The sequence below is a fragment of the Mucilaginibacter hurinus genome (assembly GCF_003324525.1).
Taxonomy (GTDB): domain Bacteria; phylum Bacteroidota; class Bacteroidia; order Sphingobacteriales; family Sphingobacteriaceae; genus Mucilaginibacter; species Mucilaginibacter hurinus.
The window spans coordinates 68,365-88,977 of record NZ_QGDC01000010.1; the positions used below are offsets into that span (position 1 = coordinate 68,365).

Here is a 20,613-nt window from a genome sequence, read left to right on the forward strand (position 1 = left end):
TAAAAGAGAAGAGCCCTCAGATGTGTATCTGAGGGCTCTTCTCTTTTTACTTTCTATTGCTTTTTAATTTCAACCCGGCGGTTTTTCGCCCTGCTGGCTTCATCTGTGCCTGATGATAGAGGTTTACTTTCACCAAATCCCTTAACCATTAAATTATTGCCGTTTATACCACTGTTGGTTAAATACAATTTCACCGAATTCGCGCGCTCAACCGATAAATCCATGTTGTGCTTTTCGCTACCCTCCGCTGATGAGTGACCGTCTAATAAGAATTTAACAGATGGGTCCTTCTTCATTTCAACTATCGCTTTATCTAAAATAGGATACGACTCGGTTTTTAATATACCCGAATTAAACTCAAAAAGAATATTGCTGAAGTTATAGTTAGGCGGTGCAGGTGGTGGTGGCACGGGCTGTGCGACCGCGGGCTCTGCTTTAACAGGCGTGGGCGAAGGCGGTGCGACCGGTTTAGTTTTCACAGGCGTAGGTGGGGGTGCAACCACTGCTTTTTTTGATTTACATGCAGACATGGTGCTAATGCCCACCGAAACAACCAGAAGGTAGGATAAACTTTTAAATGTACTCATAGTGCAATTATTGTGATTTGAATTTAAACGGTTTCAGCTTGTATGTATTGTATGCACCACAATATACTCGATTTTTCAGATTGTAACAATATTCGTCCCCTGCCTTTCATCAAACAGACGTAACTTATGCAGCTCATATTCATAAAAAAAGCCACATAACGTGGCTTTTTTTATCGTAAAACTGGTTAACCTATTCCTCTACAACCTCGCTGTTAGGGCTGGCGGGTTCAGGCTCTTCAGTTTTGAAATACGTTTTTTGGAATATCAATATCAGTATTACCCCTACGGATATAGCCGAATCGGCAATGTTAAAAACCGGCCTGAAAAATAAGAAGTCCTGGCCACCCCATATCGGGAACCAGCTTGGGAAGTATCCTGATATAAGCGGAAAGTAAAACATATCCACTACCCTGCCATGAAAGATAGGCGCGTAATTGTAAATTACACCGTAAAAAGTAGAGTCGATGATATTGCCAATAGCACCGGCCAAAATCAACGCCACATTCATAATCAATCCACGGTGATATTTATGTTTTATAAAGTGTATCAGTCCGTAAAGTATAGCTCCAACCGCTACAATACGAAATAAAGTTAACGCCAGCTTGCCTAACTCACCGCCCAATTCCATGCCAAAAGCCATACCGTTGTTTTCGGTATAATGCAGCATGCCTTTGTCACCTAAAAACTTTATCTCCTCGCCCATGTACATATTGTTGCGCACCCATATCTTGAGTGCCTGATCGGCAACAATAATCAATAAAGCTACAAGAAAAGGTTTAACGTAAGAAGCCTTCATTAATTAGTTTTGCTTCATCTTAGCTTCCATGCTCAGTGTAGTATGCGGCACAGCACGTAAGCGCTCTTTCTGAATTAACTTGCCTGTTTCACGACATACACCGTAAGTCTTATTTTCAATACGAACCAATGCCGCTTCTAACTGCTCAATAAACTTTTTTTGCCTGGCGGCTAACTGATTTATCTGCTCTTTCTCCAAAGTAGCCGAACCGTCTTCCAGCGTTTTGTAGGTGCCGGCTGTATCATCAGTACCATTTGCGTTAGGTGAGCTTAATGAAGTTGCCAATGAGTTCAACTCTTCACGTGCTACACGCAATTTTTCAAGAATGATATCCTTAAATTCTTGTAACTCAGAATCTGAATACCTGGTTTTTAAATTTTCGTTTGCCATTATACTTTGCTTATAACTATCAATAGTTCGTTATCGTCAATTTGGGTTGCTTCGCCATCAATTAACTCATTATCCGGCGAAATGTTCTCTGCTAAAATTTCGGCGCAAATATAAGTTAAATTATTTTCAATAGCCTGCCAAATAACCGGGGCACATTTTACACGTACATTAATCTTGTCTGTCACTTCAAAACCAGAGTTTTTACGCTGATTTTGCACACGGTTTACAAACTCGCGAGATGTACCCTCCTGCTTAAGTTCATCGGTTATTGTAACATCAAGCGCAACTGTGAGTTTGCCTAAATTAGCAACCTGCCATCCCGGTACGTCTTCTGCTATAATCTCAACGTCAGCAATTGCAACGTCAAATTTTAAACCTGCAATTTCGAATGCAGCGGTACCCTCACTCTCAAATTTAGCTAATGCCTGCTGGTCCATATTAACTATGGCGTCGGCCACTGCTTTCATGTGCTTGCCTGCTTTGGGCCCTAAAGCCTTAAAGTTAGGCTTTACTTTCTTCTTGATAAATCCCGCTGCGTCGGTAATATACTCAATATCTTTTATATTCGTTTCAGACAATATTAACTCCTTTACCTGTTCAACCTGCTCTTCAAACCCTTTATCAAGGATGGGCAACAATATTTTGCTTAATGGCTGCCTTACGTTGATACCCATTTTTTTACGTAGCGATAATACCAGTGACGATATATCCTGAGCCAGCTGCATACGCTCCTCCAGCTTTTTATTCACCAGTTCTGCATTGTATTCAGGAAAGTAGGCAAGGTGTACCGATTCGAAATTCTCTTTAGCGGTTACCTTGTTTAAATCATTATATAATCGCTCGGCAAAGAAAGGCGCCACTGGGGCTATTAATTTTGAAATGGTAACCAGGCAGGTGTACAACGTTTGGTAAGCCGACAATTTATCATCAGAGTTATCTGATCTCCAGAAACGCCTGCGGCTTAAGCGAATAAACCAGTTGCTAAAATGCGCGTCAACAAAGTCCTGTATAGCACGGGTAGCCCTGGTAGGCTCAAAATCTGCGTAAAATCCATCTACATCTTTACTTAACGTGTTTAATAACGATATGATCCACTGGTCTATCTCCGGGCGTTTTTCAAGTTCTATCTCAGGTTCACTGTAAGTAAAACCATCAATGTTAGCATACAGTGCAAAAAATGAGTAAGTATTGTACAGGGTGCCGAAGAATTTACGGCGTACCTCGTCTAAACCTTCAATGTTAAATTTCAGGTTATCCCATGGCGATGCATTACTGATCATGTACCAGCGGGTAGCATCGGCGCTGTATTGCTCAATGGTTTCGAAAGGATCTGTAGCATTACCCAGGCGTTTTGACATTTTGTTGCCGTTTTTATCCAGCACCAAGCCATTAGATACTACATTTTTAAAGGCTATACCGGGATTGTTAACAGCGGCATTGATACCCTTTATTTCCTCGCTGCTTTCGCTTAGCATAACGGCAATAGCGTGCAGGGTAAAAAACCAGCCGCGGGTTTGATCAACTCCTTCAGCGATGAAATCAGCCGGGTAAGCATTTTTAAATTCATCTTTATTTTCAAACGGGAAGTGCCATTGCGCATAAGGCATGGCACCACTGTCAAACCAAACATCTATCAGATCAGGTTCGCGCAGCATTTTTTTTCCTGTTGACGATGTTAGTATCACATCATCTACATACGGACGGTGCATATCTTCAATAACAAACCCGGCAGGCATGTGCCCAGCTGCAATTGATTTCGCTATCTCTGTGTTTAACTCCTCGATAGATCCTATACAACGTTCTTCACCTCCATTCTCTTCGCGCCAGATAGGCAGCGGGGTGCCCCAATAGCGCGAACGCGATAAGTTCCAGTCAACCAAATTCTCAAGCCAGTTACCAAAGCGGCCGGTACCGGTTGATTCAGGTTTCCAGTTGATGCCTTTATTCAAGGCTGCCATCTTATCTTTCAGCACCGTTGTTTTAATAAACCAACTGTCAAGGGGATAATACAATACCGGCTTATCGGTACGCCAGCAATGCGGATAGCTGTGCTCGTACTTTTTTACATCAAATGCCTTGTTATCCTCTTTAAGCTTTATAGCTATCAGGACATCAGTTGGCTTAAACTCAGGTTTTGCGCGATCTTCGTCGCTGTAGTACTCCTCTTTTACGTAGTAAAGCGGAAAATCACTTACCTCGGCAACAAACCTGCCCTGCCTGTCAACCAATGGCACATCCTTGCCGCCCTCGTCCTTTACCATAACAGCGGGTACACCAGCCTCCCTGGCAACCCTAAAGTCATCCGCACCAAAGGTGGGGGCAATATGCACTATGCCGGTACCGTCTTCAGTGGTCACAAAATCTCCGGAAATTACACGGAAACCATTTTGCTCAAGATCAGCATTAGTAACATAAGGCATTAACTGATGATATTTCAATCCTACCAGTTCTTTTCCTTTATAAGTGGCTTTTACTTCCCATGGAATTAATTTATCGCCGCCTTTATAATCGGCAAAAGAAGTATTTTCAGTTTCAGGTTTAAAATACTTTTTCACCAGGTCCTTTGCCAGTACAACATTTACCGGCGCATGAGTGTACTGATTAAATGTGCGTATCAGCACGTAATCAATATCGTTACCTACAGCCAGCGCACTGTTTGATGGCAGGGTCCACGGGGTGGTGGTCCACGCTAATACCGCCGTGTCTTCGCCTTCCTTCAGCAACTTGGCAATCAGCGGATGTTGCTGATCTTTTTGCAAATGGAACTGCGCCACGATGGTGGTATCCTTTACCATGCGGTATGTCCCTGGCTGATTCAGTTCATGCGAACTCAGGCCGGTACCCGCCTTTGGCGAATAAGGTTGTATAGTGTAGCCTTTATATAAGTAACCTTTTTTATAAAATTCTTTCAGTATCCACCAAAGGCTTTCGATATATTCGTTTTCATAGGTTACATAAGGATTTTCTAAATCAACCCAATAACCCATCTTTTCTGTCAGGTCATTCCATACATCTGTATAACGCATCACCTCTTTACGGCAAGCATCATTATACTCCTTTACAGAGATTTTCTTACCGATATCGTCTTTGGTGATGCCTAAAGCTTTCTCTACAGCCAGTTCAATAGGCAATCCATGGGTATCCCATCCCCCTTTACGCTTTACACGGAAGCCCTTTAAAGTTTTATACCTGCAGAAAATATCCTTAATGGTACGTGCCATTACGTGATGTATACCAGGCATGCCATTGGCCGACGGAGGGCCCTCGTAAAAGGTATAAGGGTTATTCTCTGAGCGGCTGCTTATACTCTTTTCAAAAATATTCTGCTGCTTCCAAAACTCAAGTATCTCTTTTCCTGTTGTAGATAAGTTTAACTGCTTATATTCGTTGTATTTCAATGTATGTTACCTCAATTTTTAAGAGGTTGCAAAAATACGCAATTTTACGCTATTAATTTAACCAGATATATGAAAAATCACCCTGCACATGCCCATAAACTCAGACGTAATACTTGTTACCGTTTCTTAATTACTATAGCTTTATTAACGCCTCTGCTGCAGGCTTGCGCGCAAAATCCTCCGCGACCGGTTAGGGCCGACAGTTTTTTTGGGGTACACTTTGATTTTCATGCAACTAATAAGGATAAACAGATTGGCCAAACCGTTACTCCGGCTATGGTTGACCAATTTTTAACAACTGTAAGGCCAGATTTTATACAAGTAGATGCAAAAGGAAACCCCGGTGTTGCCAGCTTTTATACAAAAGTCGGCAAGCAAGGAGGCATTGTGAAAGACCAGCTAAAAATATTCAGACAGGTTACAGCCAAACGGGGTGTTGCTTTATACGCTCATTATTCATCACTGGTTGATTATGAAATAGCGCAAACCCGGCCGGAATGGGCAATAATGGACGCGGCAGGTAAGAAAAATACTGAGCGGATATCTTTTTTTAGCGATTATGTCGACAAATATTTCATTCCACAAATAAAAGAGATAAGTGATTACGGCCTTGACGGCATGTGGGTGGACGCTGATAACTATGTAGTTAAAACTGATTATTCACCCGCGGCCTTAAAGGCGTACTCAGCCTCGCGGGGTAAGAAAGCCACCCGTGCGCTTGACGTAGATAAAAAAGATTACTTGCAGTTTACACGTGAAGCTTACCGTAAATATCTTAACCATTATGTGAGGGCAATAAAAAAGTACAACCCCAAATTTGAGATAGGCAGCAATTGGGCGTTTACATCGCGCATGCCCGGCCCGGTAGACGCGCCTGTGGCCTTTTTATCAGGCGACCTGGCATCAAACATCGTATCTGAAATAAATTTTGAAAACTACGGCATGGCTTCGCAGGGGCTTCCGTGGGACCTAATGAGCTGGGCAGCCAATACTGATAATCACCGGTTTAAATATCACTGGAAAAGCCCTGTGCAGCTGCAACAGCACGCAGCACTTACCCTCTCTTTAGGCGGCGCTTATGAGTTGTACATTGTACAAAACCGTGATGGCGCTATACCGCAGGATAATTTAATGCTGCAAACCGCTAAAGAGGTGCGGGATTTTTGTTTTGAACGAAAGCCTTTTTGTTTTAAAAGTACCACTATCCCTCAAGTAGCATTATTTGTATCGGCCGCAGGGCATTATCGCGAATCGCAGCATCCCTTTAACAGCGATAATCAGGGATCGACATTTGCCAGTACTACGTTGGATATGTTACTTGACGCGAAGTACTCCGTACAAATGTTAAACGAACACAACCTTAAAGGCAAAACTGCTAAATATCCCCTTATTGTAATTCCGCAAACCAATTATATCGAACCGGCTATGGTTAACGAGTTTAAAGCTTATGTAAAAAACGGTGGACGAATAGTCGTAATAGGGCCATCTGTTAGTAAAATGCTTACCTCTAACTTAGGTAATGGCACCAGCTACGGTGATAACGCAGGGTTGACTATGGAATCATTTAGCTATGGTAAAGGTGTTGTTTTAAGTGTTATACCACGCATGAGCCTTAAAGAATTGAAACAGCGTGAAGACCAGATAAAGAACACCGTTGCCACTGCATTAGCTAAAATATTCCCTAACCCATTGGTAAGTATTGACAGCAGCAGCAATATACACCTACATACCGCTGCTAAAAATGGCGAAACGTTGATTAACCTGGTAAACGTCTCAAAAGTTTACGCTTCAGGCGGGGGGAGCCTGCCCAATACTATCAAACCGACACCACCACTAAAAGTCACCCTGCGCATGGATAAGAAACCGTCATCAATAAAATGGCAGCCAGATAATACGAACATCAATTTTTCATACAGTAATGGTTTGGTTATGTTTACCACACCGCCGCTTGATATGTATTCCATTATCCAGGTAAAATAATTTAGAATTCGTTTAAAGATTAGTCACCCTTTTAGGGGCTGTGCTACCTTTTACAACCTATTTGCGAATGCATAATTATTGGGATTTTGACAATAGATGCTGCTGTATATTTTTGCAGCGCCGGGTAAATGGATGGTGTAAGGGCAGGTGGTAGTTATTAGCAGTGTTTGTAATTTTCACCAGGCTTACTATACTTTTACCGGAGTATGATTTTTTATAAACTATGCTGCACAAAACCCGTGGAATTATATTTAAAACTACCAACTACAGCGAAAGCAGCGTTGTTGTACAAATATTTACGGAAAAATTCGGCTTACAATCATACATCATAAACGGTGTAAAAAAACCACGGGCCAAAATTTCTGCAAATATGCTGCAGCCGTTGCACTTGGTTGACATGGTGGTATACCATAAACATACAGGAGGCGTGCAGCGTATAGCCGAGCTTAAAAATTCACCTATACTGCTATCAATACCATATGATATCATAAAAAGCAGCATCGCCATTTTTTTAAACGAAGTACTACACAAAGCTGTAAAACAGCAATCACCAGACGAACATCTTTTTGATTATATCTTTAGTTCAATAGAATGGCTTGATCACCAGGTTAATGGACTGGCAAATTTCCACCTGCTATTTTTATTAAAGCTTACGCGATATCTTGGTTTCTATCCTGATAGGATACAGGCGAAGGACGCCCCTTATTTCGACATGAAAAATGGAGTTTTCAGTCTGTTTAAACCCGACAGCCCCCTGATACTGTCACCACCACATACTCAAAACTTTTATAGGTTACTGCAGTTTAACTTCAACGAACCAGATGAAATTGTTTTGCCTAATGATGAGCGACGATATCTTTTAAATAAGCTGTTAGATTATTATGCTTTACATATAGAGGGCTTCGGTAATATTCGTTCGCACGAGGTTTTGGAAGAGGTGCTCAACCCTCGCTGATACTAAAATAAGCATCCGGAGCGAGAGCCTGACAACTCCCCTCCAGGTGCTTTGTTAGCATTAGTGTTCTAAAATGTGTTTTTTGATATATTCAACAATGGATTCAGGTAAAGGCGTTCCGTCAATTTGTTGTACGGTACCGTCATTGTTTATTTGAAACTTGGCCTCCGTACCATTGTCGATGCTCACGTGGAGCGTATTTTGCTCTTTTTCAACCCGGCAAAGGCGCTCTTGTTCTGAATAGTAAATTCTAAATTCATAACGTCCGTCTTTTTCTGCAGGTGATATATTTCCAGATTCTATCATGGTTCAAGTGTTTTAAATTTATAACACTTTGTAAAGGATATATGTTTCTGAACCAGAGAAAATTTTATTCGGTGTTTAAACACGCAAAATTATTGGCTATAAAAAAAGAGAAAGCAGCAACTTCCTCTTTTTTATATTAACTGACCTCATAAAATTTATCATAAAGAACGAGTTGTTTTAGGACGATAAATTATATGATACAAATATATGACACAGGTTTTTAAAACACGAATTTTTTAACCTTTTTTAACATAAAATTTTTCAAAAAAAACCTGAATTCGACTGTTTTGTCACTGAATTAACCAAAATTGATTTTGTTGCATAGTTTTACGGCCGTTTTTTACCCTTAATGAAGCATTTATGCTGGTATTTTAAAATATGCGGTTATTATTGCATAAAAACGCTTAATTTTTTCCTGATACAGCCAGTACTTGCCTTTATATCACCTCCCTGTAGTATGATACTGTAAAACCCTTTTTTACTTTTTGCTTTAAAGAAAACACGTGCTTTTCCAGCCTCATCTGTGACAATGTCCGGCTGCCAATGCAATGTTGAACTATAATCAAAAAGTGAATTGGTATTAACGCCATACTTTGGTTTATAGAATTCCTTTGGCCAGGACAAAGGTAAGGGGCGGTACAGATATTGGCCATGCATTCGCTTTATGTACACACCTTTTTTACTCCAGGTAGTAATTTCTATAATGGTGTAGCAATAGGTAGCTGCATGCGCGGTACGAACTTCTACACCACGTACATCTTCCGCTGTAATGGTTTGAAGGTAACTTTGCTGAAAACCAAAAAAGTCGCTACTGTTAAAACTGGATGGCGGTACATATGCCGAATCAAGCGACATGCCGTCAATCCGAATCATCGCAGGGCAACAGCCTACCATATAACGATATACTACAGGTTTGCTGCATGGAAACATTTTAGGGTTAAAACCTTTAATATGATCCTTCATCACATCTTCAAGATTTTTTTTTCCAGCGGTTAACATATCTTTCTCGTCAAGCACCAAATCCGGTTCAGCGCCGACGCCGGCGAAAAACCGGGATCCCTTTATTTTTTTCCTGCCTTTTATCAATACTTCAGCAAGAGCGGTGCCTGCAGGAATCATCAGCCTTTCTAACTGTTTTTGCGATGCCAGGCTTTGTTGAGTAAAATTGAGCACTATATCATCGGTATTTATATACCATGGGGTAAGACTGAAAGCAGAAATACCCCTGGTACTCGCCGGAATAAATTCGTCCACATTGATCCTGGGTTCCATTATCCGCCACTTACTATCTTTCAATTGCACTAAAAAAGAACCTGTATCAATACGAGGCAGGTTGCTAAATTTAAACCGCCCGTCCTTGCTGGTTACCGTTTGCATGAATAGTAAAGGTTTCCTTGTCGATAGTAAGCTTACCTGTAATCCGGCCAAGGGCGTACCAGATATTTTTGTAATAGTTCCGGTCACTTCTATTTCCTTTTCGGCCCTGTACTTTGGCGGGTTAGTTGGGGCAAATACATCTTGCCAACTATAACCTACCCAGCCTTGTGTTAGCATAAGATTGTCCAGCTGCAATGCTGTTTCAGCATTCGGGTTAGTGAAGAAATAGCCCGGCTCTTCTATATCCCCTTTTAATTCACTTTGCAAAAGCATGTAGCTGCTGATGTCAGGCACATTGGTGCTATCCGCCTTCACCTGGCTGTCGTCCGTTACTGCTAATGAAAAGCTGCCCTGCACCGGGTTGTTATATTGGTCGGTTACCTTTATTGCCAAACTTACACTGTCGTTAGGCTGGTAATGCTGCTTGTCGGTATCTATGCTGATCTGCAGCCGGTCGTGGTGATCAATAAATACTATCCGCTCTGCAACAGCCTGGTTGGTGTTGCCAAACAATGTAAACCGGGCTACGCCTGTGGGGAATTTATTTTTGGCTATCCTGCCATTTATCATATGTGTTCCCGGCTTAAAGCTTACTGTCGAAGCATAATAAACTTTACCACCACTTTGGCCAATGAGTGAATAACTGCCCAATACAACCGGGGTGGCTTGCACTGATAAGATGACACTGTCGCGCCCCGGCACATTGTTTACTGTCAATACCATGCCTGATGGTTTAACAGGGGGTAGCGGGTAGCTTTTGATTTGGCCTTTTGGCAGCTTTACCCTGGCCATATATGATTCATTTTCAGCAGGGGTTAACACAAAATAACCCATCCCCTTATAGCCATTTTTAAAAGCGGCCACCTCGTTGCCTTTGCTATCGGTTATTACGCCGCTTACATTTATTCCCCTGCCGTCTTCCCCGATGGCCTTAAAGCCTATTTTCGAGGTGAGGCCGGCTACAAGGCTGCCCCCTTCGGGCATAAACTGTACGTCGGCATTTTCATCACGGTTTAGGTTAAGCGGAAACACGATTCGCTTTCCACTTTTGTCTTCGGCTACCAGCTTCAGCCGGCCGGCTTTTGCCGGTACATCAAAGTTAAAACGGAGCTTGCCTTCTATATCCGTCTGCATTTTCTCGCGAAGCCGCGTTTTGTTGCCGTCCCTTAGTTTTAGCTCCAGGTCCTGCAGGCGCACCGGGTCGCCATCCTGCCCCAGCAATTGCAGCGCTACTTCTGTGTTTTCTTTGCCATTCCTGATATCTGTTTTGCTCCCCGCCTTTACCAGCCAGCTGCCTGCATCAGTTTTACTTATGTATAACTGGCGGGTAAAAAAGCTTTCCTCTCCCTGGTTCTGCATCCAGTTGGTATAGGCGCGGAGTGTATAACTGCCCTCGGTTACCTGGATACTATCCAGCGCTATCTGACCCCAGCTTATGCCCATCAAAACCGGCATGCTTTGCCGCAGAACTACCCTCCCCGTATCATTTACCAGCTCGGCATACAGCAAGCCGCTTTGTTCTGACCCGCCCAGGCTGCCGTTCAGCAGGTACGACTTCAGCCAGATCGTGTCTGTATTGGTATAATAGGGTTTGTCTATATGAAGATATAATTTCTCTGATGGCATACGTACAGCAAAACTGTCAATTTTACCCACAAGCTCTTTCACATTTTGTCCATAAGATTTACAGCACAGGAACAACTGGACTGAAATTAACAGATATCTAACCATCCGGCTCATTTCGATCTTGTGTTGTTTGTTACTATTATTCTCTTCTTATGATCTCCAATATTACCGTTCAGGTTAGCGCCTTGAAGGATAAGGGTATAAGAAGCTTTTTTACTTTTGGTGTAAAAGGACACCATGGCCTTGCCTTCCGCATCTGTAAAAATATCTGGCTGCCAATGCACAGTTGAGCGCAGGTTGAAGAGTGAATTAGCTATTGAGGCATATTTCGGCCTGTAGAATTGTTTGGGCCAGTTAACAGGTAACGGACGGTAGGTACTAACACCACTCGTACGGTGATGCGCTAATCCCGCGCCTGACCATGTAGTGATTTCGACATATACCAGAGGCCCATAACGCGGCGGTGTACAGTAAATGCAATTATTAAGGTTGCCTCTGATAGATGAACCCGACGACAGATGCTCATAACTTGGCGTAATCATCGCATCAGGTTCATAAGCCATTTTATATTTGCTGGTGTAGCTATCACTATAAAGCACTTCAATACCTTTTATATCAGCAGAATTGTAAGGTGAAAGGGCAGACTGAACAAAAGCAAAATGCTCAAAATCCCTAAACCTATTCCGTTCTAAAGGCTCAAACCTCAGATCAAGTTCCTCCCCGTCAAAAACAAACTTAACCTGGTTTTGATATATACTGTAATATTTAACAGATGGATCTTTTCTGGGATCGGTGGGTAACACCCTTGATCCAAAGCCTTTTATTCTTTTGCTAAGTAATTCAATGAGGCTAATTTTTCCTGATTTTATGATGTCTTCCTCATCAAGTACCTGATCGGCATTACCCGGGCCGTTTAAATTTTTTGAATTTCTTACTATCTTTTTTGCCTTGATAACCACCTCTTTTAATGCTGTTGCTCCCGGTGCCTGTATTATTCGTGCGTTTTTATCCCGGATTACATTCAGCCTGTTGTGGTTACGCATAACTGTATCGCTGTTTATGTACCAAGGCATGACATCTGCGTAGGGAATTTTTTTTAAACTGGGAGGTGTAAATTCATTCATTTCAATAACCGATTCAAATAATTTACCTCTTTTATCTTTAACCTTTACCAGGTAAGCGGGCGTATCCAGCTTAGGTAAACCGTTGAAACTAAACTGGCCTTGATTGTTTGTAAGCGTATCACGAAAAAAAATCGGCATTTTAGGTGTAAAAACGCTTACCTGTAATCCGGGCTGGGGCTTGTTAAGTCTTTTAACTATCCCGCTCACTTCTATTTCCTTTTCGGCCCTGTACTTTGGCGGGTTAGTTGGGGCAAATACATCTTTCCAGTCATACCCTACCCAGCCTTGTGTTAGCATAAGATTGTCCAGCTGCAATGCTGTTTCAGCATTCGGGTTAGTGAAGTAATAGCCCGGCTCTTCTATATCCCCTTTTAATTCACTTTGCAAAAGCATGTAGCTGCTGATGTCAGGCACATTGGTGCTATCCGCCTTCACCTGGCTGTCGTCCGTTACTGCTAATGAAAAGCTGCCCTGCACCGGGTTGTTATAATGGTCGGTTACTTTTATTGCCAAACTTACACTGTCGTTAGGCTGGTAATGCTGCTTGTCGGTATCTATGCTGATCTGCAGCCGGTCGTGGTGATCAATAAATACTATCCGCTCTGCAACAGCCTGGTTGGTGTTGCCAAACAATGTAAACCTGGCTACGCCTGTGGGGAATTTACTTTTTGCTATCCTGCCATTTATCATATGTGTTCCCGGCTTAAAGCTTACTGTCGAAGCATAATAAACTTTACCACCACTTTGGCCAATGAGTGAATAACTGCCCAATACAACCGGGGTGGCTTGCACTGATAAGATGACACTGTCCCGCCCCGGCACATTATTTACTGTCAATACCATGCCTGATGGTTTAACAGGGGGTAGCGGGTAGCTTTTGATTTGGCCTTTTGGCAGCTTTACCCTGGCCATATATGATTCATTTTCGGCAGGGGTTAACACAAAATAACCCATCCCCTTATAGCCATTTTTAAAAGCGGCCACCTCGTTGCCTTTGCTATCGGTTATTACGCCGCTTACATTTATTCCCCTGCCGTCTTCCCCGATGGCCTTAAAGCCTACTTTCGAGGTGAGGCCGGCTACAAGGCTGCCCCCTTCGGGCATAAACTGTACGTCGGCATTTTCATCACGGTTTAGGTTAAGCGGAAACACGATTCGCTTTCCACTTTTGTCTTCGGCTACCAGCTTCAGCCGGCCGGCTTTTGCCGGTACATCAAAGTTAAAACGGAGCTTGCCTTCTATATCCGTCTGCATTTTCTCGCGAAGCCGCGTTTTGTTGCCGTCCCTTAGTTTTAGCTCCAGGTCCTGCAGGCGCACCGGGCCGCCATCCTGCCCCAGCAATTGCAGCGCTACTTCTGTGTTCTCTTTACCATTCCTGATATCTGTTTTGCTCCCCGCCTTTACCAGCCAGCTGCCTGCATCAGTTTTACTTATGTATAACTGGCGGGTAAAAAAGCTTTCCTCTCCCTGGTTCTGCATCCAGTTGGTATAGGCGCGGAGTGTGTAACTGCCCTCCGGCACCCCGACACTGTCGAGCGCTATCTGACCCCAGCTTATGCCCATCAACACCGGCATGCTTTGCCGCAGAACTACCCTCCCTGTATCATTTACCAGCTCGGCGTATAGTAAACCGCTTTGTTCTGACCCGCCCAGGCTGCCGTTCAGCACGTACGACTTCAGCCAGATCGTGTCTGTATTGGTATAATAGGGTTTGTCTATATGTAGATATACCTTCTCTGATGGCATACGTACAGCAAAACTGTCAATCGCGGTTATCAACTTCATGGCTGGCGAACCGACTGAGTTCTGAAAAGCTATGGTTCCCGAGTGCGTTGGTTGTTCATGATCCATCTTATAATCAACCGGAACCATTTCTGCTACGTTTTCCCACGACCAGTAACCGTTAAATAAAAACCCCTTACTTGCAAAGGAACCGTTCCTGTCTATCAGCACACTATCTTGCAGGGGCTTAAGCATAGATGACTGACCAAAAGCGGCCTTTGGATCATAAGTACCTGAGTCCTCCCTTCCGAACAAAACATATAACTTTGCCTTAGGCTTAACATATACAAAATCATTATTCACACGACTGATATCCCACAGTGAGTAAATGTCAGATATGGATGCTCGCTTTTCCTTGTCACGGTCTTTTGATTCATACACTGCATACCCCTCTTCCTTTAAAGTATTATTAAATACCGACCTGAAAAAATGTCTGACAGAACCATTAAAAGCCACGTCACGGTTTTGCTTCCACTTCGCTATTTGCTTCCCGGTACCAATAAGTTCTTCAAAGTATGGCGAACCGTTGTAATATAAAAGCTCCGTATTGTAGTTAAACTCAAATTTATTAAGCAAATATTTTAGTCTGTAACCAAGTCCTCTGTTCTCTATAAGTAAGAAGTCATCGGCAGACGCATGCAGTGTATTATCGCTCTTTTGATACCTGAAGTTTAACACATCGGGATTTAAAATACTGCATTTCGATGCATTGGCTGATTGCCCAATAAAATACTTTGTAAAGGTCTCTAGATATTTTTGGCGGTTTACCTGTGAAACTATCACCACCTCGTCCAGCAAAGTAGCGCTGACCCTAAGAGTTATGTTAACCAGGACGGACTTTTGATTAACGTTAACAGTTTGCCTGAAATTTTCATACCCTATCATTTTGGCTGCAAGCTCATAATTACCTGATGTTAAACCATCCAGCCTGTATACGCCGTTGGCATCGGCCGCGGTGATATATTTAGATCCGCTGACGAACACGATGGTACCCGGCATTTTTTCACCATTCTCGCCTTTAACTACCCCTGAAATAGAGAATGTGCCCCGCCGATGTGTGGTATTTACTTTTACCGCATCACCCCGGAATATGCTGTAATAATTTTCAGAAATCTTTTTGTAACTCAGATTTTGGGGCGACAGTACTTGGTCCAACAACTGCTCAAGTGGTTGTTTTCGATCAAATTCTGCCGACGCATATTTGTCGTTAATATATTGTTGAACAAAGAGAAGAGAGACTTTATAAAGCTTTTTAATACTATCTAAGGCAGCGTGTAAAGGAATACTATCAGTTTTTGATACGGGGTCTTGCCGTAAGTCCGGTGGTATGTTTTGAGCCTTTAAATTCAGGCTAAGCGAAACCACAAGTACCAGGGCAAATAAAATCAAGCCTTTGTAGAAATGCTTCATTAGATTATAAAGCTTTGATTGTTATCTTATTTCCATCCTTTACCACGTTAACATTTAATGCCTGGCGCAGTGCTTCTATCAACAGGGCCAAATTATTTGAAGGCAGTTCACCTGTTATTCTTTCATTATTAAGAGCTCCGCCTTCAATCTTTACATCTATGCCATAGATGTCTTTCACTTTTTGTGCAAGCTCTGTAAGTGGCGTATTTGTAAGTACTATCTTATTTTGCAGCCATGCAACGGCTACCGCTGTTTGGTCATTACCCTTTTTATATTCTCCTGTATTAGATCCATATTCAACCGACTCCCCGGGTACCATACGGAGTTTACCAGGCACCTTGTCCAATTTTAATTGTATACTACCTTCTATCAGGGCTACCTTAATATCGTTGCGGCGGTGCAAAACAGTAAAGCTCGTTCCAAGCACTTCAACATCCGAGTTGCTTGTATGTACAACAAAGCGTTCATGACTTTTTACCTTGTTGATATCATTGTTCAGGTGCTTTATATCAAAATAGGCCTCGCCCTCTATCCAAACCTCGCGCACACTGGTTGTGCTAAACTGCCGCGGGTAGGTCAACTTTGAGTTGGCATTTAATATAACCTTTGATCCGTCGGGTAAAATAATCGTCTGTTTGTGCGCATAACCAGATCGAACGGTTACATCCTTGTAAAAAAAATACCACCCGGCTGATATAGCGACAGATAGCATAAAGATAAGCAGGCAAGCGGCAGCCGCATAACGTAATGCAGGTATCGCCGCTAACCGTCTTTGTGGTTTAGGTAACAAATCGTTAATATTTTCCCATAGTAAATCCCTTTCAGTTGTTGAAAAATGCTGTTTTTGAGATAGCCGCAGCACCAGTTCGCGGGCTTCATTAATGGCGTCTGCCGTCAGGGGATGATTTATAAGATATTCATGCCAATATTGGTTTGACTCTTCATTCGGGTGTTTAACCCAACTTATAAAGCGTTCGTCAGCTGCAAAATCTTCACACTGGCAGTTACGGTGATCTTTCATAAAGGCTATAAAGCTATTTTACACATAGAGCAGTGTAAATAACTTTTGTAACCTTTTTTTTGCTATTTTTTTTAAATTTTTTGCAGATACAGGTTCAGGAAACCAGCAAATATGCCAGCGCCGGCACCAATATTTGTTTGCGAAGCGCCTGCAGCGCTTTATATAAAAGGTTACGGGCACCCTGGTAATTAAGGCCCGTAATTTCGGCTATTTGGTTGTAATCCAACTCCTGGATAAAACGCAGGTGAATTACTTCCTGCTGCCGTTTAGTAAGCGCGCCCAGGTTTTTATAAAGCCAATTATTACGACTTTTTTCCTCTTCTTCTGTTATGCTGCTATTCAGTACATCAGCTTCGGCATTATTCTGCTCCCCATTAAATAACAGGTGCATGCCCAACCGTCTCTTCTCTGCAGTTAAACGGCTTATAACGATGTTGCGTAGTGAAACAATAAGGTAAGCCTTTGTTGAAACAGGGGTTGTAAGATTTTTACGCTGGGCCCATAAATTTAAAAAAAGCTCCTGCACGCAGTCTTTCGCCATATCCTTATCGCGGCTTAGCGCAAAGGCATAGTTTAAAAGATCGTCATCAAAACGCCGGTAAATAGCGGCAAGCGCCTCACTATTTCCTTTTTTAAGGCTTTCCCAACTTTGGCGGTTATCATTTATCTCGGCCATTTAACTTCTACCGGCGTATATAATTATTCAGGCAAAGTAACTCTGATAAATTTAGGCACGCATATATCCACGTTTTGATACGATTTAAATATATCTCCCCCTAAGGAGTACCCTATAAGTAAACGGTTATCATTACCCGTAAACTGCGGGTGGCCAAATGCCAGGTAGGTGTGGATGTCTCCGGGTGTGGTATATAATTTTACTTCATCGGTGTACGGTCCCTCGGGCTTATCAGCCCTGAACATCAGGATGTCTTTTGAGTAAAAGTTGCGCTGGGTAATAAGATAATACCGGCTATTTCTTTTTATTACAGTTGGTAAAGTAACGTGTTTAGCAATGTTTAGTGGCACGGCTTTATCCATGTCCTTTATCCAATTGGTTCCGCCGGCAAAGAATTCCCAAGGTTGTTCGGCACGACCAAATCGGGCGCGGGCCATATAAAGTTTAGTACTCCAGCCATCGCTCCAACTGCCGAAAATATAGTTGTAACCACCATCAGCAAACGCCCTGTCGCCATAGCTTATTTTATTGCGGTAAGGTATATTTATCAATTTTATAAATTTAAGGTCGGGCAATGAAATTACCGCGGCCCTGTCGGCATGGTGTATTAGTTCCTCTTTACCGTTAATTTTTGTTTTATAAAGCTCCATTAGGGTGATGTACAGCCGTTTGCCATCAACAAACCCGTGCCTTGTCCAGTAAAAATGATTTGGCGCCGCGGGTATAAGTAAAGCCTTAGGTTTTGTTTCGGTACCGCCATAGCGAGAAGTGAAGTTGCTTCCTTCCTGTATCATTACCGCGTTATTAATAAATGCCAGTTTACTGTTTTGTATACGTTTCCGGTCGGGGGTTACATCACCCACATATGAATCGCCAAACAGCCATACAGTACGTCCGTCTGGCAGCAAAATGGATTGCGCACCGTCGCCGCTGTTCCAGCCGCTCGAACGGGTAAAATATCCCTGAAAAGTTAAATCAGGTTGCGGATCGGGATTGTAGTTTTTTAGATCGGGTTTGGGCGGGTTCACATTCGCTGCCGATACTGGTTCATTCGGTAGACTAGCATCTACAGGCTCAATACCGGCTTTTTTACAAGCACTGGCAAAAATTGTTAAACCAATAAAAAAGCAGGCTGCGCGGATTATACTTCTCATTATATGATTTGGTTTAAAAGAAGGGGCAATTTAATAAAACATGCATCAATACACGAAAAAATGAATGTATCAATAACGTTATAACGTACACCATTACAGTTTCAACTAGCACCAGGGATAAACAGTGATAGTATATCGCCGCCCCCAATTCTTATAGTACCTCAGCGCTTATCATCATAGCACTCCTTGTACAAAATGTATGGACATTTAACCGGAGAAAAATGTAAATTTGGCCCCCGGATACTAAACCATACACAATATGAACATTTTATTTAGGTTGCTTTTAACCGCTTTTATTGCACTTACCATCGGCTCGTGCAAAAAAACCATTACCGTAACTAAAGAAGCCGCACATTGGGAATATGAAAATCCTAACTGGCAGGATATAGGCTATAAACAATGCGGCGGTAACTCGCAGTCGCCTATCAATGTAGAGACAGCCAAGGTGCTTACCAGCGGCGGCCTGTCAGGTATTGAATTTGATTACGCGCCGTTTCCGCTCAAAATTGTAGATAACGGGCATACTATACAGGTAAATGCATCCAACCAGGAGTCATCAATACTTTATAACAACACAAAATACAACTTTGTACAGCTTCATTTTCATCATGCAAGCGAACATAAAATCAATAACTCGGCATCGCAGATGGAGTTACATTGCGTACATCGCGACAACGCAGGCAACCTGCTGGTGTTAGCTTATATGATAGACGAAGGTGCCGAAAATGAATTGCTTGAACAGGCCTTGAGCCACGTCCCTGATGAAGTGAACAAAGAAAGGGATTTTCCGAGTGTGCAGATAGACCTTGCTTCATTCCAGCCCGCCAACCAGGCGTACTATACCTATTTCGGTTCCTTAACAACGCCGCCTTGTTCGGCTTCGGTACAATTTATTATATTTAAAGAGCACATTCAAGCCAGCCGCGATCAAATTGAGGATTTTGCCTCACATCACCACAATAATGCCCGCCCTGTACAACCGCTTAATAACCGGATAATCCTGGAAAAGTTATGATAGGGAGATTATATTTCAACAGTGGATACCACACAAAATGTATAACGGCTGTGGTAAGTATTTGCCTTTTTACCCTAACAGCAAATGCGCAATCCCGGGGATTTTCGGCATCTGTATCAGGCGGGTTTAGCAAGGCCAAAAGCAGTAACGGCGGCTCACTTTTTACCGAAGCTGATAAAGGATATTATGTGCAGGCATCGGGGATGTTCCCTTTAGGCAAAAGATGGGGAGGTGTTGTGAATATCCAGCACAACGTTCTGTCGGCAAACAGTAAGGGCATGGCAGAGAGATTGCTGCATACCGATCCTAATGCCGTAGCATTGACAGTGGAAACAGGTGCTTTTAATATCACCAACGCTGGTGCAGGTATTTATTACGACTGGAATTTTGGCAATTCTTTTTTTGTCAGGCTCTCACCGCTGATCGGTTACTCGCAGTTGCAAACGCCTGAAATCACTGTAATTGCAGATACCGAGCCACATACCACCTACACCTACAAGGCTGGCGGCAGCGGCGCATTTTATTATGCATTACACGTTCGCCCATCGCTGATGATTAATAAACGCTTTGCGGTGCTTATTGACGCAGGTTACCAGTATGCAGGGTATAAACTATCCGGTATAATGGGCAAACAAGTATTGGATGACAAAGTTAACTATGGAACTTTTAATGCCGGGCTAGGATTCCAATACAGATTTGGCAGCAAATAGGCAGTATTAATAACAACAAAAAGCACCCTGACTAAAAATTAACTTTTTTATAAACAAGCATTTACCGCTGGCTGTAAAATTATTGCAAATTATTTTTTGAACAATTACACAAAGCTTCTATATTTGCAGACCCAAAAGGAAGGGAGCATAGCTCAGCTGGTTCAGAGCATCTGCCTTACAAGCAGAGGGTCACAGGTTCGAATCCTGTTGCTCCCACGAAATAAAGCCTTTAGATTAAATTCTAAGGGCTTTTTTGTTGCTTTTAACTTTACCATTCTGTAAACGTGTTGCAAATCGCTTGCAAAT

General features: G+C 42.6%; 14 protein-coding genes and 1 tRNA gene. 5 read left to right on the forward strand and 10 right to left on the reverse strand.

Annotated elements, in window-relative coordinates:
• Positions 1 to 53 precede the first annotated feature (53 nt).
• The 4 genes from DJ568_RS16075 to ileS form a co-directional block, all read right to left on the reverse strand.
• Entirely contained in the window at positions 54 to 587 is a 534-nt protein-coding gene (locus DJ568_RS16075) for an OmpA family protein (RefSeq protein WP_114006326.1), read from the reverse strand.
• A gap of 190 nt (positions 588 to 777) precedes the next feature.
• Positions 778 to 1,383, reverse strand: coding sequence for a lipoprotein signal peptidase (locus DJ568_RS16080; RefSeq protein WP_114006327.1), 606 nt, complete (start codon positions 1,381 to 1,383; stop codon positions 778 to 780).
• A 3-nt stretch (positions 1,384 to 1,386) separates the two neighbouring features.
• Positions 1,387 to 1,773 (reverse strand): TraR/DksA family transcriptional regulator, encoded by a 387-nt coding sequence (locus DJ568_RS16085; RefSeq protein ID WP_114006328.1) that lies wholly within the window; start codon positions 1,771 to 1,773, stop codon positions 1,387 to 1,389.
• Entirely contained in the window at positions 1,773 to 5,171 is a 3,399-nt protein-coding gene (gene ileS, locus DJ568_RS16090; protein ID WP_114006329.1) for an isoleucine--tRNA ligase, read from the reverse strand. The genes DJ568_RS16085 and ileS overlap by 1 nt, the downstream gene beginning before the upstream one ends.
• A gap of 69 nt (positions 5,172 to 5,240) precedes the next feature.
• On the opposite strand from ileS, the gene DJ568_RS16095 reads away from it, so the two are divergent.
• Both DJ568_RS16095 and recO read left to right on the forward strand, forming a co-directional pair.
• Positions 5,241 to 7,151, forward strand: coding sequence for an alpha-amylase family protein (locus DJ568_RS16095; RefSeq protein WP_114006330.1), 1,911 nt, complete (start codon positions 5,241 to 5,243; stop codon positions 7,149 to 7,151).
• 223 nt (positions 7,152 to 7,374) lie between these two features.
• Positions 7,375 to 8,106 (forward strand): DNA repair protein RecO, encoded by a 732-nt coding sequence (recO, locus tag DJ568_RS16100; RefSeq protein ID WP_114006331.1) that lies wholly within the window; start codon positions 7,375 to 7,377, stop codon positions 8,104 to 8,106.
• A gap of 60 nt (positions 8,107 to 8,166) precedes the next feature.
• Here recO and DJ568_RS16105 read toward each other — a convergent pair whose 3' ends face one another.
• The 6 genes from DJ568_RS16105 to DJ568_RS16130 all read right to left on the reverse strand — a co-directional run bounded on the left by DJ568_RS16105 (position 8,167) and on the right by DJ568_RS16130 (position 18,582).
• Positions 8,167 to 8,412, reverse strand: a complete 246-nt coding sequence (locus tag DJ568_RS16105; protein ID WP_114006332.1) for a hypothetical protein — start codon at positions 8,410 to 8,412, stop codon at positions 8,167 to 8,169.
• Positions 8,413 to 8,799: 387 nt separating this feature from the next.
• Entirely contained in the window at positions 8,800 to 11,457 is a 2,658-nt protein-coding gene (locus DJ568_RS16110; protein WP_114006333.1) for a carboxypeptidase-like regulatory domain-containing protein, read from the reverse strand.
• Between the two features lie 68 nt (positions 11,458 to 11,525).
• The gene (locus tag DJ568_RS16115) at positions 11,526 to 15,731 is read right to left on the reverse strand and encodes a carboxypeptidase-like regulatory domain-containing protein (RefSeq protein WP_114006334.1); all 4,206 of its coding nucleotides are present in this window, start codon (positions 15,729 to 15,731) and stop codon (positions 11,526 to 11,528) included.
• A 4-nt stretch (positions 15,732 to 15,735) separates the two neighbouring features.
• A complete protein-coding gene (locus tag DJ568_RS16120) occupies positions 15,736 to 16,752 on the reverse strand; it encodes a FecR family protein (protein WP_114006335.1) in 1,017 nt (338 codons plus the stop codon).
• A 94-nt stretch (positions 16,753 to 16,846) separates the two neighbouring features.
• Positions 16,847 to 17,428: an RNA polymerase sigma factor gene (locus DJ568_RS16125; protein ID WP_114006336.1), complete on the reverse strand. Its 582-nt coding sequence runs from the start codon at positions 17,426 to 17,428 to the stop codon at positions 16,847 to 16,849.
• A 23-nt stretch (positions 17,429 to 17,451) separates the two neighbouring features.
• Positions 17,452 to 18,582, reverse strand: a complete 1,131-nt coding sequence (locus tag DJ568_RS16130) for a DUF5005 domain-containing protein (protein ID WP_114006337.1) — start codon at positions 18,580 to 18,582, stop codon at positions 17,452 to 17,454.
• 259 nt (positions 18,583 to 18,841) lie between these two features.
• Here DJ568_RS16130 and DJ568_RS16135 point away from each other — a divergent pair, with 259 nt between their 5' ends.
• From DJ568_RS16135 to DJ568_RS16145, 3 genes are all read left to right on the forward strand, one after another.
• Positions 18,842 to 19,597, forward strand: a complete 756-nt coding sequence (locus DJ568_RS16135; RefSeq protein ID WP_114006338.1) for a carbonic anhydrase — start codon at positions 18,842 to 18,844, stop codon at positions 19,595 to 19,597.
• A complete protein-coding gene (locus DJ568_RS16140) occupies positions 19,594 to 20,307 on the forward strand; it encodes a hypothetical protein (protein WP_114006339.1) in 714 nt (237 codons plus the stop codon). The genes DJ568_RS16135 and DJ568_RS16140 overlap by 4 nt, the downstream gene beginning before the upstream one ends.
• A 141-nt stretch (positions 20,308 to 20,448) precedes the next feature.
• Positions 20,449 to 20,523, forward strand: a tRNA-Val gene (locus tag DJ568_RS16145).
• Positions 20,524 to 20,613 lie beyond the last annotated feature (90 nt).

Bases quoted from the DNA above. Each gene is read 5' to 3' on its own strand.
- DJ568_RS16075 (WP_114006326.1), bottom strand. From the start codon at position 587: ATGAGTACATTTAAAAGTTTATCCTACCTTCTGGTTGTTTCGGTGGGC.
- DJ568_RS16080 (WP_114006327.1), bottom strand. From the start codon at position 1,383: ATGAAGGCTTCTTACGTTAAACCTTTTCTTGTAGCTTTATTGATTATT.
- DJ568_RS16085 (WP_114006328.1), bottom strand. From the start codon at position 1,773: ATGGCAAACGAAAATTTAAAAACCAGGTATTCAGATTCTGAGTTACAA.
- DJ568_RS16095 (WP_114006330.1), top strand. From the start codon at position 5,241: ATGAAAAATCACCCTGCACATGCCCATAAACTCAGACGTAATACTTGT.
- recO (WP_114006331.1), top strand. From the start codon at position 7,375: ATGCTGCACAAAACCCGTGGAATTATATTTAAAACTACCAACTACAGC.
- DJ568_RS16105 (WP_114006332.1), bottom strand. From the start codon at position 8,412: ATGATAGAATCTGGAAATATATCACCTGCAGAAAAAGACGGACGTTAT.
- DJ568_RS16115 (WP_114006334.1), bottom strand. From the start codon at position 15,731: ATGAAGCATTTCTACAAAGGCTTGATTTTATTTGCCCTGGTACTTGTG.
- DJ568_RS16120 (WP_114006335.1), bottom strand. From the start codon at position 16,752: ATGAAAGATCACCGTAACTGCCAGTGTGAAGATTTTGCAGCTGACGAA.
- DJ568_RS16125 (WP_114006336.1), bottom strand. From the start codon at position 17,428: ATGGCCGAGATAAATGATAACCGCCAAAGTTGGGAAAGCCTTAAAAAA.
- DJ568_RS16130 (WP_114006337.1), bottom strand. From the start codon at position 18,582: ATGAGAAGTATAATCCGCGCAGCCTGCTTTTTTATTGGTTTAACAATT.
- DJ568_RS16135 (WP_114006338.1), top strand. From the start codon at position 18,842: ATGAACATTTTATTTAGGTTGCTTTTAACCGCTTTTATTGCACTTACC.
- DJ568_RS16140 (WP_114006339.1), top strand. From the start codon at position 19,594: ATGATAGGGAGATTATATTTCAACAGTGGATACCACACAAAATGTATA.